General features: G+C 62.4%; 17 protein-coding genes and 1 pseudogene. 6 read left to right on the top strand and 12 right to left on the bottom strand.

Annotated features, from left to right (window positions below):
* Positions 1 to 198 precede the first annotated feature (198 nt).
* Together dcd and M5G17_RS19145 are read left to right on the top strand one after the other, a co-directional pair.
* Positions 199 to 765 (top strand): dCTP deaminase, encoded by a 567-nt coding sequence (gene dcd, locus M5G17_RS19150; protein WP_028943496.1) that lies wholly within the window; start codon positions 199 to 201, stop codon positions 763 to 765.
* Positions 766 to 864: 99 nt separating this feature from the next.
* Positions 865 to 1098, top strand: coding sequence for a hypothetical protein (locus M5G17_RS19145; protein WP_273894477.1), 234 nt, complete (start codon positions 865 to 867; stop codon positions 1096 to 1098).
* 3 nt (positions 1099 to 1101) lie between these two features.
* On the opposite strand, the gene M5G17_RS19140 is transcribed toward M5G17_RS19145, so the two are convergent.
* From M5G17_RS19140 to M5G17_RS19090, 11 genes are all read right to left on the bottom strand, one after another.
* A complete protein-coding gene (locus M5G17_RS19140) occupies positions 1102 to 1866 on the bottom strand; it encodes an ABC transporter ATP-binding protein (RefSeq protein ID WP_273894476.1) in 765 nt (254 codons plus the stop codon).
* A gap of 23 nt (positions 1867 to 1889) precedes the next feature.
* Positions 1890 to 3005 carry a succinylglutamate desuccinylase/aspartoacylase family protein gene (locus M5G17_RS19135; RefSeq protein WP_273894475.1) on the bottom strand — a complete coding sequence of 372 codons (1116 nt, stop codon included), beginning with the start codon at positions 3003 to 3005 and terminating at the stop codon, positions 1890 to 1892.
* Between the two features lie 7 nt (positions 3006 to 3012).
* The gene (locus M5G17_RS19130) at positions 3013 to 3723 is read right to left on the bottom strand and encodes an ABC transporter permease (protein ID WP_273894474.1); all 711 of its coding nucleotides are present in this window, start codon (positions 3721 to 3723) and stop codon (positions 3013 to 3015) included.
* Positions 3720 to 4448 carry an ABC transporter permease gene (locus tag M5G17_RS19125; protein WP_273894473.1) on the bottom strand — a complete coding sequence of 243 codons (729 nt, stop codon included), beginning with the start codon at positions 4446 to 4448 and terminating at the stop codon, positions 3720 to 3722. The genes M5G17_RS19130 and M5G17_RS19125 overlap by 4 nt, the downstream gene beginning before the upstream one ends.
* A 108-nt stretch (positions 4449 to 4556) precedes the next feature.
* Positions 4557 to 5339, bottom strand: a complete 783-nt coding sequence (locus tag M5G17_RS19120; protein WP_273894472.1) for a transporter substrate-binding domain-containing protein — start codon at positions 5337 to 5339, stop codon at positions 4557 to 4559.
* A 164-nt stretch (positions 5340 to 5503) separates the two neighbouring features.
* Positions 5504 to 7543: a c-type cytochrome gene (locus M5G17_RS19115; protein ID WP_273894471.1), complete on the bottom strand. Its 2040-nt coding sequence runs from the start codon at positions 7541 to 7543 to the stop codon at positions 5504 to 5506.
* Positions 7544 to 7734: 191 nt separating this feature from the next.
* The gene (locus tag M5G17_RS19110; protein ID WP_273894470.1) at positions 7735 to 10176 is read right to left on the bottom strand and encodes a penicillin acylase family protein; all 2442 of its coding nucleotides are present in this window, start codon (positions 10174 to 10176) and stop codon (positions 7735 to 7737) included.
* Positions 10177 to 10352: 176 nt separating this feature from the next.
* The gene (locus M5G17_RS19105; RefSeq protein ID WP_130265942.1) at positions 10353 to 10553 is read right to left on the bottom strand and encodes an SEC-C metal-binding domain-containing protein; all 201 of its coding nucleotides are present in this window, start codon (positions 10551 to 10553) and stop codon (positions 10353 to 10355) included.
* A gap of 6 nt (positions 10554 to 10559) precedes the next feature.
* Entirely contained in the window at positions 10560 to 11030 is a 471-nt protein-coding gene (locus M5G17_RS19100) for an LEA/WHy family protein (RefSeq protein ID WP_273894469.1), read from the bottom strand.
* A gap of 5 nt (positions 11031 to 11035) precedes the next feature.
* A complete protein-coding gene (locus tag M5G17_RS19095) occupies positions 11036 to 11512 on the bottom strand; it encodes a YchJ family protein (RefSeq protein WP_273894468.1) in 477 nt (158 codons plus the stop codon).
* Positions 11513 to 11516: 4 nt separating this feature from the next.
* A complete protein-coding gene (locus M5G17_RS19090; protein WP_273894467.1) occupies positions 11517 to 12011 on the bottom strand; it encodes a DUF6231 family protein in 495 nt (164 codons plus the stop codon).
* A 160-nt stretch (positions 12012 to 12171) separates the two neighbouring features.
* On the opposite strand from M5G17_RS19090, the gene M5G17_RS19085 reads away from it, so the two are divergent.
* From M5G17_RS19085 to M5G17_RS19070, 4 genes are all read left to right on the top strand, one after another.
* Positions 12172 to 12864: a PA1041 family peptidoglycan-binding anchor lipoprotein gene (locus M5G17_RS19085; protein WP_273894466.1), complete on the top strand. Its 693-nt coding sequence runs from the start codon at positions 12172 to 12174 to the stop codon at positions 12862 to 12864.
* 90 nt (positions 12865 to 12954) lie between these two features.
* A complete protein-coding gene (locus tag M5G17_RS19080; RefSeq protein ID WP_273894465.1) occupies positions 12955 to 13674 on the top strand; it encodes a PA1041 family peptidoglycan-binding anchor lipoprotein in 720 nt (239 codons plus the stop codon).
* A 97-nt stretch (positions 13675 to 13771) separates the two neighbouring features.
* Complete coding sequence (locus tag M5G17_RS19075; protein ID WP_273894464.1) at positions 13772 to 14047, top strand: DUF1145 domain-containing protein; 276 nt, start codon at positions 13772 to 13774, stop codon at positions 14045 to 14047.
* Positions 14040 to 14798 (top strand): collagen-like protein, encoded by a 759-nt coding sequence (locus M5G17_RS19070; RefSeq protein ID WP_273894463.1) that lies wholly within the window; start codon positions 14040 to 14042, stop codon positions 14796 to 14798. The genes M5G17_RS19075 and M5G17_RS19070 overlap by 8 nt, the downstream gene beginning before the upstream one ends.
* A 406-nt stretch (positions 14799 to 15204) precedes the next feature.
* Here M5G17_RS19070 and M5G17_RS19065 read toward each other — a convergent pair.
* Positions 15205 to 15309: pseudogene (locus M5G17_RS19065) on the bottom strand (IS110 family transposase); the annotation flags it as partial.

Below are 15309 nucleotides of genomic sequence, written 5' to 3'. Positions count from 1 at the left end.
TTAACCCTTTTTCCATAACGTGCCAATGGTCTTGTGAAGCTTTCTCATAATTCATGACTGACGGTGCTGCGGGCCCCCTTGCAGGCCCCGTGATACAAGGATCCGACGGTTGATGGCGCATGGAACTTTGAACCCGGCGCCGGGCCCGGTAAGATGCCCCACAGAATTTTTCACCACGCAATTTCAGGACACCCCGCCATGAGCATCAAATCGGACAAGTGGATTCGCCGCATGGCGCAGGAACACGGCATGATCGAGCCGTTCGTCGAGCGCCAGGTGCGCGGTGAGAGCGACAACCGGCTGATCTCCTTCGGCGTCTCCAGCTACGGTTACGACGTGCGCTGCGCCGACGAATTCAAGGTGTTCACCAACATCAATTCGGCGACCGTCGATCCGAAAAACTTCGATGCCGGCAGCTTTGTCGACGTCAAGAGCGACGTCTGCATCATCCCGCCAAACTCCTTCGCCCTGGCTCGCACCGTCGAGTACTTCCGTATTCCGCGTAATGTGCTGACCATCTGCCTGGGCAAGAGCACCTATGCCCGTTGCGGCATCATCGTCAACGTCACCCCGCTTGAGCCCGAGTGGGAAGGTCACGTGACCCTGGAGTTCTCCAACACCACCACGCTGCCGGCGAAGATTTACGCCAACGAAGGTGTGGCGCAGATGCTGTTCCTCGAGTCTGATGAAGAGTGTGAAGTGTCCTATAAGGACCGTGGTGGCAAATACCAGGGCCAGCGCGGCGTCACCCTGCCACGCACCTGAGGCGACAAAACGAGGGAATTCCTCGCCGTCAGCAGACTCCAATGAGATGAACTGTTGCGCCCGGCACTATGCCGGGCGCAAGTCACTCAGGAGCACCTCATGAAACTCGACCCGACCATCAGTGCCAAGCTGGCCGTGCTGCAGCCCAACAGCGTCGGGGTGCTGGCCTGGTCGCTACTGGCCCATCCGCACCCGCACAGTCTGCAGGCGGGTGGCGTGCCCGGCCAGCCTGATCCCGACACTCCCGACTCACCGCAACCGGGCGATCATCCGCCGATGGAGCCGGGTGAGCCGACCTTGCCTGACGAGCCGCCACCGTCACCCGTCGCCTGACGGTTACTTGAGATTGCCGCTGAGGAACTGACGCAGGCGTTCGCTTTTCGGATTGCCCAGGACCTCGTCTGGCGGTCCTTGTTCCTCCACCAGGCCCTGGTGGAGGAACATCACCTGGCTTGCGACTTTGCGTGCGAAGGCCATTTCGTGAGTGACCATGATCATGGTCCGGCCTTCTTCGGCCAGGCCCTGGATCACCTTTAGCACTTCGCCAACCAGCTCGGGGTCGAGGGCTGAGGTCGGCTCATCGAACAGCATGACTTCCGGCTCCATGGCCAGGGCCCGGGCGATCGCCACCCGTTGCTGTTGACCGCCGGACAGGAACGCTGGGTACTGATCCGCCACCCGCGGCGCCAGGCCGACCTTGTCCAGGTACCGGCGGGCGCGCTCTTCGGCTTCATGCTTGCTGACGCCCAGCACCCGGCGTGGCGCCATGGCAATGTTTTCCAGCACGCTCAGGTGGCTCCACAGGTTGAAGTGCTGGAACACCATGGCCAGGCGCGTGCGCAGGCGCTGCAGTTCGTCCGGGTCGGTGACATGCAGGCCATGGTGGTCCTGGGTCATGTGCACCGCCTTGCCGTCGAGGGTCATGCTGCCTTCGTTGGGCTGTTCGAGGAAGTTGATGCAGCGCAGGAAGGTGCTCTTGCCCGAGCCGCTGGCGCCGATCAGGCAGATCACGTCGCCGGTCCTGGCCTTGAGTGAAACCCCCTTGAGCACGTGGTGTTCGCCGTAGCGTTTGTGCAGGTCTTCGATGGTCAGTTTGTACATGCGCAGGCTCTAAAGGTGAAGGTTCAAGGCGACAGCAGGTAGCCGCTGCGGTAGGCCTGGTTGCCAGCCACATGGGCGATGACCATGCCGGCGGTGGCCATGCGCCGCAGTGAGCGGGCATAGAGCAGGCCGGCCTGGGTGTTGCGTACCGGTGTCACGCGATCGCTCAGTGGGTCGATGACTTCGGCGATCAATTCACCGGCCTGCAGGTATTGGCCGGGTTTGACGTGGAACACCAACAGGCCGCCCATCGGGGTGGCCACCGGTTCCACGCCTGCCAGCGGCGTTGCCGGGTAGTGCAAGGCGGGCAGGGCGACCGGCTCGCCTTCGATGGCGCCGTAGCGGGTCAGGTAGTTAAGGATCGCCGTGCAGTCCTGTTCGGCCAGCGGGTGGCTGACATCGCCCTGGCCGCGCAATTCGACGGTCACCGAAAAACTGCCCTGGGGGATCGGGAACTGCTTGCCGAAACGTTGTTGCAGTTGCCACCAGACCAGGGTGAAGCACTCGTCGAACGATTGCCCGCCCGAATCGGTGGCCAGCAGACTGGCCTGGGCACCGAGGTAGCGCGACAGCGGTTCGACCTGTGACCAGGCTTCGGGGGTGGTGTACAGGTGCGCCACGGCTTCGAAGTCGCAATGCAGGTCGAGCACCATCTCGGCGTCACAGGCCAGCCGTTGCAGGGTCAGGCGCTGGGATTGCAGCGGGGTGTGGGCAGTATGGGCATCCAGGGCGCGGCGCAGGCTTTCGCGGATCAGGGCAATGTTGTGCTGCGCATCCTGGCTCAGGTGCTCGGCAATCTGATCGCCGACCTGGTCGCTGAGGTCGACGAAATGGCGGTTGAAATTCTCGCCACTTTGCAGCTCGTAACGGCCCAGCGGTACATCCATCAGCACCTGTTCCAGGCCCACCGGGTTGGCGATTGGCACCAGCACGATCTCGCGGCGCAGCAGGCCCTGGGCCTCAAGTTCGGCCAGGCGTTGCTTGAGGTGCCAGGCTACCAGCATGCCGGGCAGTTCATCGGCATGCAGCGAGGCCTGGATATACAGCTTGCCGGCGCCCCGGGGGCCGAAGTGGAAGCTGTGGATCTGGCGGGCAATGCCTGGAACCGGGGCCAGAATGTCGTGAGTCGAGTGGTGCATATCAGTCCTAGTGGGTCGGTCCTAGAAAAGCCAGCCAGCGACGTTCGGCGATGCGGAACAGCCCTACCAGGGCGAAGGTCACGCACAGGTAGATCAGTGCGGCGATGCCGAACGACTGAAAGGTCAGAAATGTGGCCGAGTTGGCGTCGCGGGCGACCTTGAGGATATCCGGCACGGTGGCGGTGAAGGCCACCGTGGTGGAGTGCAGCATCAGGATCACCTCGTTGCTGTAGTACGGCAGCGAGCGGCGCAGCGCCGACGGCATGATGATATAAGCATAAAGTTTCCAGCCGCGCAGGCCATAGGCCTTGGCGGCCTCGACTTCTCCATGGTTCATGCTGCGGATCGCCCCGGCGAAGATCTCCGTGGTATAGGCGCAGGTGTTCAGGGCAAAGGCGAGGATGGTGCAGTTCATTGCATCGCGAAAAAAGCTGTCGAGCAGCGGCTGGGCGCGCACCGCTTCCAGGCTGTAGATCCCGGTGTAGCAAATCAGCAACTGGATATACAGCGGCGTGCCGCGGAACAGGTAGGTGTAGAACTGCACGGGCCAGCGAATCCAGAAGCGCGGCGACACCCGGGCAATCGACAGCGGGATCGAGACCACAAAGCCGATTGCCAGGGCTGCGGTGAGCAGCCACAGGGTCATGGCCAGGCCGGTGATGTGGGTGCCATCGGTGTAGAGGAAGGCGCGCCAGTATTCCTGCAAGAGTTCGATCATCGGATGGCCTCCCGGGTGCCGACGTTATAGCGCCGTTCCAGCCAGCGCAGGGCGACGTTCGAGGCGCTGGTGATCAACAGGTAGATAAAGGCGGCGACCACCAGGAAGTAGAACAGCTGGTAGCTGCTCTTGCCGGCGTCCTGGGCGGCCTTGACCAGGTCGGCCAGGCCGATGATCGACACCAGCGCCGTGGCCTTGAGCATCACCATCCAGTTGTTGCCGATGCCCGGCAGGGCGAAGCGCATCATTTGCGGGAAGACCACGAAGCGAAAGCGTTGCAGGCGTTTGAGGCCATAGGCGGTGGCCGCTTCGACCTGGCCGCGGGGCACCGCGAGGATGGCGCCGCGGAACGTTTCGGTGAAATAGGCGCCGTAGATGAAGCCCAGGGTGATGACCCCGGCGGCGAACGGGTCGATCTCGATGTACTCCCACTCCATGGCGTCGGTCAGGGTGGTCAGCCAGGTTTGCAAGCTGTAGAAAATCAGCAGCATCAGCACCAGGTCAGGTACCCCGCGGATCAACGTGGTGTAGGCCTGGGCGATCAGTCGCAGCGGGCGCAATGGCGAGAGCTTGGCACTGGCGCCGAGCAGGCCCAGGCCAACGCTGACCAGCAGCGACATGAAGGAGAGTTTGATGGTCATCCAGGTGCCCTGCAGCAGCAAGGGGCCGAAGCCCTTCAAACTGAATGCCGAGAGCCCCAAAAACTGCAGCAGGTCTTCGAACATGAACCGAACCTATGCCAGGTGGTAAGCGGTGAGTGTGGGAGCGGGCTTGCCCCGCGATTGCGATGTGACTGACTGATCGCTATCGCGGGGCAAGCCCGCTCCTACCTGTTATTTGCCGCTGTAAAGGTTCAGGTCACCGAAGTGCTTTTTCTGGATCGTGGCGTAGGTGCCGTCGTCGTGTAACGCTTTGATACCTTTATCCAGGAGAGCTTTGAGCTCAGTGTTACCTTTTTTGATACCGACTGCAGTCTTGGAGGGCAGCAACTCGTTGTCGACCGGCTTGCTGACTTCATAGTCGGCGCCTTGTGGCGACTTGAGAAAGCCCAGTTCTGCCTGGAGCATGTCCTGGATCGAAGCATCCAGGCGCCCGGACGTCAGGTCGGCATAGACCTGGTCCTGGTTGGCGTAGGCCTGGGTCTTGACCCCGGACTTGTCCAGCACGGCCTTGGCGTAGGCTTCCTGGATGGTGCCTTGCTCATAGCCGACGGTCTTGCCCTTGAGCGATGCTGGGTCTTCGGTCAGGCCGGCACCTTTTTTGAACACCAGGGCGGTAGGGCCGGAGAACAGCTCACTGGAAAAGTCGATGACTTTTTCCCGCGCCGGGGTCACGGTCATGGACGAGATCACACCATCGAACTTGTTGGCCTTGAGCCCCGGAATCATGCCGTCGAAGTCGCTTTCAACCCACTTGCACTTGACCTTGAGCTCGGCGCAGATGGCATTGCCCAGGTCGATATCGAAGCCGACCAGGTTACCGTCGGCGGCCTTCGATTCGAACGGAGCGTAGGACGGATCGACGCCGAAGCGCAGCTCCTTGTATTCCTTGGCCAGGGTGTTCCCCGCAGCCAGACACAACGCGAGTGCGGAAAGCGTCAGCCATGCTTTTTTCATTGTGTGTCCTTGGATTAGCAAAGTGTTGGGGTGGCACAAAGCCGTTACCGGTCGATGCCAGACAACACAGTGATAGCAAGTTTCACACCATATTCCAGGCCAGCCCCACATTCTGTGGGAGCTGGCCTTGCCAGCGATGGGCCGCAGCGCGGCCCTGAAATACCTTAGTACCGCGCATCCACCGGCTTGCCGCCCTTGGGCCAGTCCTTGACCTTGTCCGGGAAGTCCGGCCGTGGCTGCTGCGAGAACCAGGCCGCGACATCCACTGCCTCCTGGTCGCTCAAACCACCCTGGCCAAGCGGGAACTTCTCGTGAAAGCCAATCGGCATGTTGCGTTTGACGAAGGCGGCGGCGGTGTAGGTGCGGGCCATGCCAGCGCCGATGTTGAACGACTGATCGCCCCAGAGCGGCGGGTACACCAGGCTGCCGTCTTCACGGGCCAGGCCTTCACCGTTGCTGCCATGGCATACCGCGCATTGTTCGGCGTACACCTGTTTGCCGTTGTCCAGGTCCGGCTTGATTGCCGTGTCGATCTTACCGACACCGCGTCCGGCCACCTTGTCACCCGGTTGGGTGTTCATTTTCATCCAGTCGAAATAGGCCACCATCGCCTGCATGTCCGCCGATTGCGGCGGTATCGGCTTGCCATTCATCGAGCGGCGGAAGCAGCCGTTGATACGCTCTTCAAGGGTGACTTCCTTGCCTGCCCGGGGTGCGTAGCTGGGGAAGAACGCCGAGACACCGACAAACGGCGAGCCGTCGGCAACGGTGCCGGCGTTGAGGTGGCAACTGGTGCAGTTCAACGCGTTGCCGACGTTATCGGGCAGCAACTCTCGGGTTTGCAGATGCAGGCGCATGCCACGGATCACCTGGTCGGCGTTGGTAGCTGCAAGCAGGTTGGCCAGGCGTGGGGTTTCAAACGCCGTTGAGTCGGTGGTTTGCGGATTGAGCTGGTCACGCAGGGTCTTCACCTGCTTGGCGGTGATGGGCGAGCTGTTGTTGCCCCAGCGGCTGCGCACAAAAGTGAGGATTTCGGCGATCTCCTCATCAGCCAGGCGGGCGAAGCCGGGCATGGTGTAGACCCGCGAATGAGTGGCTGTTTGCGCGGTCTCCCAGCCGGTGAGGGTGATGTGCAGCAAGGAGGTCGGGTTGGCCGAGGCAATGCTCGGGTTGCCAGCCAATGGCGGGAACAGGCCCTTGACCCCGCGGCCATCGGGGCGGTGGCAATCGCTGCAGAACTGGGTGTAGCCCAGGCCGCCACGGCTGCTGAACAGGTCGTCCGGTGCGCTGGCCGCAGCCAGCGGGATATCCGGCATCGGCAGGTCGTCCTTGCCCGGCGGCAGGGCCTTCAGGTAGCTGGCGATGGCGACCAGGTCGGTGTCACTGAAGTGCTGGGTACTGTGATGGATCACGTCGGCCATGTTGCCCGACACCGTGGCAAAGCGGTTCTGCCCGGTCTTGAGCAGTTGCACGGTGTCTTCCACGGTCCACAGGTTGCGCAGGCTCAGAGCGCGCCAGTGTTCCACGGTTTCGCCGGCGAGGAAGTGCTTGCCGCTGCTGCCGGCGTCGCTCATGGCCTTTTCCTGGAAGGCGATGCCACGCGGGGTATGGCAGGCACCACAATGGCCCAGGCCCTGCACCAGGTAGGCACCACGGTTGAGCACTTCGTCCTTGGCAGGGTCGGGCGCGAAGGGCTCGGTGTCGACGAAGGCGAAGTTCCACAGCGACAGGCCCCAGCGCATGTTGAACGGCCAGCTCATGTCGGCTTCCTGGTTGGACTGGCTGATCGGCGTCACGCCCTGCATCAGATAGGCGTACAGGGCGCGCATGTCCGCTTCGCTCATTTTCGCGTAGGACGGGTAGGGCATTGCCGGGTAGAGGTTGGTGCCGTCGGGGGTAACCCCTTCGCGCATGGCTTTGTCGAACTGCTCGAAGCTGTAGCGGCCGATGCCAGTGTCCGGGTCGGGGGTGATGTTGCTGGAGTAGATGGTGCCCATCGGCGTTTTCAGTTGCAGGCCACCGGCCATTTCCGGTGCTTGCGGGGCGGTGTGGCAGGCGATGCAGTCGCCCAGTTGAGCGATGTACTTGCCTCGGGCAAGCACTTCGTTGTCGGCTGCCGCTGCCGGGGGCGGCTCGCTGGCGAGTACGGAGAACGAGAACACGGTCGTGGCCACCAGGGCCAGACGGGAGAAGGCGGATGCCATTGCATTATTCCTTTATTCACCTGGCCTGGGGTGGTCCCCTGGGCACAGGGCTGCAATCGTTTTTATGGTTCATCAGGCAGAGGCAGGTGACGAAACCTGGCTCAGTTTCGTTGTAAGGGATTTGCACGCGGGGGCTGTTGATATGGATCAGCGCAGCCGGCATTGCACCGGCTGCGCGTGCTATCGCGGGGTTACTTGCCGGGCACCAGGGTCAGGCGCTTGTTGCCGTAGGCGCGGTCGAAGTTCTGCGGTTGCAGCGGCAAGCTCATGTAACGGCCCTTGAACCAGGCATCCAGGCCATCGGCAAAGTGCGGGCTGGCCGGGTTGCCGGACTGGCCGCTGCTGCTTTGCAGTTGCAGCGGCTCGACCTGGCCGAAGTCCACCACCAGGCGCAGGGACGGTGCCAGTTGCGCGTTGAAGTCCTTGCCCCAGGCGTAGGGCACAAGGTTCAGCGTGCTGTGGTCACCGCCAGTGGCCAACGGGCCGCGGCTGAGCGCATCACCCAGGCCATGGAAGGTCGGCACCGGCCAGCGGTACTGGTGCAGTTTGCCCCACTGCCAGGCGCGCCGGTCATTGCCCAACTGTGCTTCACCGGCGTTGATGGCCGCTGCCAGGCTGCGGGCGAGGATGGTTGGCTTGTCTTCTTTTTGCGCGGTTTTCTGGTCGTCCCAGAACGGGCTGTCTTCGCGGCCGAGCAAATGATCGGCCTGGGCCGAGTAGGACAGCCGGGCATTGCCGACGAACATCTGCCAGCTCGGGCTGGATTCGGGGCCCAGCTCGTCGAGGAAGGTCAGCTTGGCGCTTTGCTGCAGGAACAACTCATACAGGGCGGCATCTGCCGAGGTGGTGCTCAGCCGTCCGTCGAAGGCCATCAGCCGGGTGTAGGCCTCACGGGCCTTGCTGCGCTGGTCGGAAGGCAGGGCGTCGATCGCCTGCTTGAGCGGCTGGGCCATGCCGGGGGCTTCGAACATCTTTTTCAGTTTGTCTGCAAACAGTGTGGTCTGGTCGCTTTGCATCAGCATCAGGCTGCGGCTGTCGTGCTTGCCATTGCCGGCCAGTTGCGCCAGGCGCTCGGCGCGCTCGGGGTAGTACCAGCTGTTGGACAACTGCATGCCATAGCCTTTGGGCACGCTGCGCTGGTTGGCATTGCCGATCCAGCCTTGGGGCGGGTCCTGGTCGTAGGGGTGCAGCATCGGGTCGGCGTAACCGTCCCAATCGTAACGCCCGTCCCAGCCCGGCGAGGGCAGCAGGCCCTGGCCTTCGCGGCGGTTGGGGAAGCGCCCGCTGACCTGCCAGCCGATGTTGCTAGCGTCGGCAAACACAAAATTCAGCGCTGCGGCGCCAATTTCGCGGGTGTTGTCGAATGCGCGCTCGACATTCTGCGCCCGCGACAGGTTGAAGAACGCATCCAGGCTTTGATCGCCCTTGAGCTCGGGCATGCGCAGGGCCAGGCCCAGGCTTGTGTTCTGCGGCTGGCCGAGCAGTGCGCCGTGGCGGGTGTCGTACAGGGTTTCACGCAGCGGGCGCTGGCCCTTGATGAAGAAGGTTTCGTTGCGGGCCTGGGCCGGCAACCATTTGCCGTCGGCCTGATACATCAGGCGGCTGCCTTCCTTGCGCAGTTTTTCCAGGAACAGGTCCTGGTTGTCGGCCATCACCGCACTGGCGCTCCAGGCCAGCTTGCCGTTGTAACCGGAGAGTACCAGCGGCAGGCCGGCAATCGACACGCCAGCGGCCTGGTACTTGGGCGAGCGGATCTGCACCGGGCTCATCGCCCAGGCGCCGAGGGTGTCGCTGGCCATCAGGCTCTTGCCGCTGCGGCTGCGCTGCGGGGCAATCGCCCAGTTGCTCGAGCCGGCGGTGCCGAGCAGGTTGAGCGCGGCCAGTTGTTCGCTGACGGCGGTCAGAGGCGCCAGGCCCGCGAGTTGGGTATTGAGGTTCAGACCTTTGAGCTTGTCGGTTTCGCTCAGGGCCAGCGGCTCGTCGGGGTAGCTTGGCAACAGCCAGGCCAGTTTGTCGGTACCGACTTTTTGCGCCAGGCCCAGGGCGGCGAGTTCCTCTTGCAGGTTGACCGACTGACTGAAGTTGTACAGACAGAAGATCAGCGCCGAGTCTTCGGGCTTCCAGTATTCCGGGCGGTAGCCGGTCTGCGCCAGTGGTGCTGGCAGCTTGTCGCGGTAGCGGAACAGGTAAGCGTTGACGCCGCGGGCGTACACCTCGAAGAAGCGCTTGAGACGGGGCGAGGCATCGGCGTACAGCTGGTTGGCGCTGGCCTTGAGGTTGGCCGCACGCATCAGGCGGTCGACTTCCAGCACATCGGCGCCGGCCATTTCCGCCAGGCGGCCCTGAGCCAGCAAACGCATGCCGACCATCTGCCCGATACGGTCACCGGCGTGGACATAACCCAGAGCGAACAGCGCATCGTGGAAGTTGCTCGATTCGATCAGCGGCATGCCCATGGCGTTGCGGCGTACCGAAACATTCTGCGCCAGGCCCTTGAGCGGCTGCACACCTGTGCTCGGCAGTACGCTGTCACGTTGGCCGGCCATCTGGCAGCCACCCAGGCTGAGCAGCCCGAGCATCGCAGCGGCTACGCCGAACCGGGGGGTAAAAGGGGGAAGGGCTGGCGCGGCCATGTTCAGGCTCCTGCAGGGCGTGGCGGTAAAAGGCGCTACGTTAGTGAGCGCGATCACGCCATGCAAGCGGGGCGCAGCCTTTATTTTCAATAGCTGACGAGGTGTCGAGGCAGAAAGGGGGATAGCGGTCGCGCCTGCACAGGGTACAAGTGGCGACCACTGTCAGAAGGCGGCTATCAGGCGCCGTGGCACTTCTTGAACTTTTTGCTGCTGCCGCATGGGCACGGATCGTTGCGGCCGACGTCCTTCAGGGCGTTGCGCACCGGCTCCTGGTGGCCGTGGTTGCAGTTCGGGCCGTGTACATGGCCATGGTCATGGTCGTGATGGTCATGATCGTGGTTGCAGTCTGGGCCATGGACATGGGGTTGCTGGGTCATCTTGGGTTACTCCGGAATAAGATCGCCGGGAATTATCTCACCACTGCGCGACAAGTGCAGGTCGCGGGCGAAGAATAATCCGCTGACTAGCTCACCTTCCAGGCGATAACGCAATGGCCCCTGGTTGCCTTTGAGCAGTTTTGCCAGGGGTTTGACCTGCTGCCAGAGGTTGGTGCGCACCGGGATCTTGAAGGTGCGCCGGGCGTGCGGGCCGACACTGCGCCACAGGCTGGCTTCGCCTTCGGTCAGCGGCAGGTCGTTGATCAGCACCTTGTAGCCCAGGTAGCGGATGAACAGGCGGCTGTCGTTAGGGTTGTCGACCTGCACATGGAGCACGAACTCTTGCTGCAGCAGGCGCATCTTCAAGGGTTCGACCTTGAGCAAATGCACCTGTGGGTCCTGATAGTCATCACCCAGCCAACTGGCGCAGCCCACCAGTTGCAGGAGCACAGCGCCGACCAGCAACAGGCGGGTCATCAGGCTCAGCTTCCCAGGTAACTGGCGCAGCACTTCTTGAATTTCTGTCCGCTGTTGCACGGGCAAGGATCGTTGCGGGTGGCCTTGAGGCCGACGGTGGGGTCAATGAAGTACCACTTGCCCAGGTTTTGCACGAAGGCCGAGCGTTCGCGATGGCTATGCTCGCCGTCATTATCGTGCCAGCGGGCGGTGAAGGTGACGAAGGCATGCTCGGGCTTGCCGCCGAACACTTCGGCGCTTTCCACTTCAAGGCCCAGCCAGGTGCTTTGCTGGCTCCAGGCCTTGATTGCCTCGCGATCGAGCCCATCTTGCTGGGCCGGCAGTGTGGTGGCTACCAGATAGTCGACCAGGCCCAGCACGTAGGCGCTGTAGCGCGAACGCATCAGGGTCTGGGCGTCGGGCGCCTGTTGCCCTTGGTGATAATGCCCGCAACAGGCGGCAAGCAGATCGCCACTACCGCAGGGACAAACCGAGACACTCATCGTTTCACCACCAGTACTTGCCAAAATTTTCCGGGTTGGCCCAGAACCTGGCGTTGAGCCAGTCCGGGACCTGCTTGTATTCACGTAGATCATAGGTGAACAGGTTCAGAACCTGCGAATCACGCTGGAACTTTTCACTGGCCTGCAAGGCCAGGGCAAAAAAGTCGGTTTCCTGCCAGCCGCAGACGCTCAGGTCAGCCAGCACCGCCACGCGGCTGGCATTGAGGTTTCGGATGCCGCCGAGCAGTTGCAGGCCATCACGTTTGCTCAGGTGCTCGAGGCAATCTACCAGCAGCGCCAGGTCGAAGCGCTGGGTCGCCAGATCCTCAGGCAGCGGGCCCGGTCTGGCCGCGGCGATGTGCACCTGCGGATGCGCCTGGGCGAACGCTTCCAGCGCTGGAAATCGCTCGCCTATCAATAGCAGGCGTTGCGGCGCCTGGCGTTCGAGCAGGGCGGCAAGGGCCTGTTGTGGCGTGCGCTGGGAAAAACCGTCAATCATCGGGAATCCTCGGTCAGATGCCGCAAGACTAACGGTCTGGCGCCACTTGGCATAGTGCTGCGCGGTCGCATCATGGCCTATTGCTGGCGGATATCAATGAGCGGGTCTTTACTCCCAGAGCATCGGTATTGCACCGATTCCCCCTAGGAGATGCAACAAAATGAGCATAGTACGCACAGCATTACCTCTGGTTCTGCTAACCAGCGTGTTGACTGGTTGTGCAGGTTTGCAAAAAACCGACTGGCCGAAGTGTGCTGCCGTCGGGGGTGTAGGCGGCGCAGCCCTGGGCGCTATCGAGAGTTCTAGCTGGGCTGGCTGGGGTGCGCTGCTTGGCGCAGGCATGGCCGCTGGCTATTGCTGGGCCCACGGCGATGGCGACGAAGATGGCGATGGCGTCCCGGACAGCCGTGACAAGTGCCCGGGCACGCCACGCGGCGTGCAGGTTGATGCCAACGGTTGCCCACCTGAGCCGGTGGCTGTGGTGGAGGAAGTGGCCGTCGTCAAGGAAGAGGTTATCGTCATTCGCGATGTTCACTTCCAGTTCGACTCGGCCAAGCTGACCGCCAAGGACAAGGAACGCCTCAACACCATCGCCACACGCCTGAAAAACGAAGCGCCGAGTGCCCGTTTGAGCGTCACCGGCCACACCGATAGCAAAGGATCGGACACCTACAACAAGAAGCTCTCGCAGCACCGCGCCCAGTCGGTGACGGATTACCTGATCGAGAGCGGTGTACCGCGCAGCAGTTTCGTCTCGGTGCAGGGCGCGGGTGAGACTCAGCCGGTTGCCGATAACGCGACGGCAGATGGCCGTGCGCAGAACCGTCGCACGGAAATTCGCATCGAGCGCTGAAGCGCCAGCGGCCTGCGGCTTGAGAAGTGCCGCAGGCCGGTCTTTACTCCTGTGTGACCGGTAGAGGCCGGTGACACAGGAGCAATTCTCATGAGTGTTCTTTCCAAGGCCACACTGCCGGTCCTGCTGGCCGCAAGCCTGCTCTCCGGTTGCGCGACCCACAGCGATGGCAGCGCCCCACTCAATCAAAGGACCTGGCCTGTCTGCAGCCTGCTTGGCGGGTTGGTCGGTGGCGGCCTGGGCGCAATCGAAAGCTCGGCCTGGGCCGCCGGTGCCGGCGTTGCTGGCGCGATTGCCGGTGGGCTGATCTGCTATGCCCAGGACGGTGACGAGGATGAAGACGGCGTGTTCGATCGTCGCGACCGTTGCCCAGATACCCCAGCCAATACCCCTGTCAGCCACACCGGTTGCCCGTTGCCGCAATACCCGGCGACGCAGAAGGCCCCAGAACCTGCGTCAACCTCGGAGGTGATTACTCTGAACGATCAGGGGGCGGTGATGTTCGCCTTTGATTCGGCGGAGTTGACCGAAATGGCCCATCAGAAATTGCAGGCACTGACCAGCAAGCTCAATGGTGCCAATGTAGTCAGCATCAAGGTCATCGGCCATACCGACAGCCAGGGTTCTGACACTTACAATCAGGCACTCTCCGAGCGGCGCGCCAGCAGCGTTGCCGAGTATCTGATCAGCCAGGGAGTATCGCCGTCGAAGGTGACCAGCCAGGGCCGTGGCGAGAGCGAGCCGATCGCCGATAACGCGACTGATGCGGGGCGTGCGCAGAATCGCAGGGTGGAATTGCACCTTAATTGATCAAGCCTCTGGCACAAGGCGCGTATCAGCCGTTACTGTTGCAGGCGATGCCAGCGTGGCTGGCATCGCCACCGAAAAATAACAACAGGGGGCATCCATGAAAGGCTTACTGGGGTTGGGCAAGGCCTTGACCGTGGTGTTCTGGTGGGTGGTGTTGGTCAACCTGCTGATCCCACAGGAACATCCCTTCCATCTGCTGATCAATGCCGCCGGTGCTGCCCTGCTGGGCCTGCATGTGCTGGAGATACTGATGTTCAATGGTTGCTTGCGCACGCGCAGCCACCGTTGGTTCGATCGCTTGCAGATCCTGCTGGTGGGTATTTTTCACGTTCTTTCGATTCCAGCACCCCGCAAGGAAGCTGTCCATGCGTAAATTGATCATCCTGGCTGCGCTGTTCAGCCCTCTGGCGCTGGCTGACGCAATCAGCGTTGCCGCCCATTCGGTGCTGCGCCTGCCAAACACCTCCAGTGTCGTACATCTGCAACGCCTGGATGTGGCTGATTCAGCCACGTTGCTATTGCCTGCGAGTCTGGTCGACCTCAAGGTCGATGAGCTGCACCTGGGGCATGAAGCGCGGATTGCCATTGTCCCGGCGCAGGCCACTCTGCAGATCGAGATCAAGCGGGCGAGTCTGGGCGAGGGCAGCCAGCTTGTCGCCCATGGCGCGCCGGGTACTTATGAAAAAGTGGCAAAAGCTGGGCGCAACCTGGAGTTGCAGGTGCATGAGCTGCAGGCTTCGACCCTGGCCATTGATGCCCGTGGCGGCGCCGGTGCACCAGGCTACGTCGGGCTTGATGGCGCCAACGGCAAGCCAGGTGGTTGCACTTGGGGTCAGGCCAGCCGTGGTGCCAATGGCGACAATGGTGGCAATGGCCATGATGGTGCCCCGGGTGGTCGGGTGCGGCTAGCGCTGCCCGCGAGTTTCCCGGCCGAGCGCATCGTGGTTCAGCTCGATGGCGGTGCGCCGGGCGTGGCAGGTGCAGCCGGTAAGGCGGGTGCTGGTGGTGTGAGCAAGGGATGCCTGGTCTACAGCACCGCCAGCGGCGCTGCGGGCAAGCCCGGTATGGCCGGGCAACCGGGCTCGGCGGGGGCGGCAGGGGAGTTGATCCTGCAGCGCTTGTAGAAAACACGCCGGCCCGATGTGGGAGATTCTATCCACACATCTCGCGATCGCTTGTAGACCGCTAGGTTTGTGGCCTCTATACGCGCTCGCACCTAGCACCAAGGCTGACAACGCCGGTCTTACAGGCCATGGTACGTTGCAATAAATGTGGGAGCTGGCCTTGCCGGCGATGCGCCGCGCGGGCGGCGCTCGATCTCCAGGGCACTACAAATCTTGCGGCGAACACTTGATAGGCTTTACCCCATCCCAAGGCCAGCACCTTGCCGCCATCACACCATTGAGCAATGAGTAGATGCCTACGCCGCGATGTGCGTGGCCCGGTAGATCGTATCGCGAGGCAAGCTCGCTCCCACTTCGGATTTTGTTCAACGCACTGATGGTGTCCGGCTCCCTCCAGTGGGAGATTCTATGGTTTTGGGCAAGCCAATTTGCCGCCCTTGGTGACGTATTCGTCCTGATTTTTCATCAGGGCGAATGCCACGCGTGCGAGCTTTCTGGCCAGTATCACCAG

Source organism: Pseudomonas rubra (genome assembly GCF_028656935.1).
Lineage (GTDB): Bacteria > Pseudomonadota > Gammaproteobacteria > Pseudomonadales > Pseudomonadaceae > Aquipseudomonas > Aquipseudomonas rubra.
Note: the sequence above shows the minus strand (reverse complement) of the source record. Positions and strands in the feature narration are given on the sequence as shown.

Bases quoted from the DNA above. Each gene is read 5' to 3' on its own strand.
- M5G17_RS19115 (WP_273894471.1), bottom strand. From the start codon at position 7,543: ATGGCATCCGCCTTCTCCCGTCTGGCCCTGGTGGCCACGACCGTGTTC.
- M5G17_RS19085 (WP_273894466.1), top strand. From the start codon at position 12,172: ATGAGCATAGTACGCACAGCATTACCTCTGGTTCTGCTAACCAGCGTG.
- M5G17_RS19120 (WP_273894472.1), bottom strand. From the start codon at position 5,339: ATGAAAAAAGCATGGCTGACGCTTTCCGCACTCGCGTTGTGTCTGGCT.
- M5G17_RS19080 (WP_273894465.1), top strand. From the start codon at position 12,955: ATGAGTGTTCTTTCCAAGGCCACACTGCCGGTCCTGCTGGCCGCAAGC.
- M5G17_RS19090 (WP_273894467.1), bottom strand. From the start codon at position 12,011: ATGATTGACGGTTTTTCCCAGCGCACGCCACAACAGGCCCTTGCCGCC.
- M5G17_RS19145 (WP_273894477.1), top strand. From the start codon at position 865: ATGAAACTCGACCCGACCATCAGTGCCAAGCTGGCCGTGCTGCAGCCC.
- M5G17_RS19075 (WP_273894464.1), top strand. From the start codon at position 13,772: ATGAAAGGCTTACTGGGGTTGGGCAAGGCCTTGACCGTGGTGTTCTGG.
- M5G17_RS19130 (WP_273894474.1), bottom strand. From the start codon at position 3,723: ATGATCGAACTCTTGCAGGAATACTGGCGCGCCTTCCTCTACACCGAT.
- M5G17_RS19110 (WP_273894470.1), bottom strand. From the start codon at position 10,176: ATGGCCGCGCCAGCCCTTCCCCCTTTTACCCCCCGGTTCGGCGTAGCC.
- M5G17_RS19105 (WP_130265942.1), bottom strand. From the start codon at position 10,553: ATGACCCAGCAACCCCATGTCCATGGCCCAGACTGCAACCACGATCAT.
- M5G17_RS19135 (WP_273894475.1), bottom strand. From the start codon at position 3,005: ATGCACCACTCGACTCACGACATTCTGGCCCCGGTTCCAGGCATTGCC.
- M5G17_RS19125 (WP_273894473.1), bottom strand. From the start codon at position 4,448: ATGTTCGAAGACCTGCTGCAGTTTTTGGGGCTCTCGGCATTCAGTTTG.
- dcd (WP_028943496.1), top strand. From the start codon at position 199: ATGAGCATCAAATCGGACAAGTGGATTCGCCGCATGGCGCAGGAACAC.
- M5G17_RS19140 (WP_273894476.1), bottom strand. From the start codon at position 1,866: ATGTACAAACTGACCATCGAAGACCTGCACAAACGCTACGGCGAACAC.
- M5G17_RS19100 (WP_273894469.1), bottom strand. From the start codon at position 11,030: ATGACCCGCCTGTTGCTGGTCGGCGCTGTGCTCCTGCAACTGGTGGGC.
- M5G17_RS19095 (WP_273894468.1), bottom strand. From the start codon at position 11,512: ATGAGTGTCTCGGTTTGTCCCTGCGGTAGTGGCGATCTGCTTGCCGCC.
- M5G17_RS19070 (WP_273894463.1), top strand. From the start codon at position 14,040: ATGCGTAAATTGATCATCCTGGCTGCGCTGTTCAGCCCTCTGGCGCTG.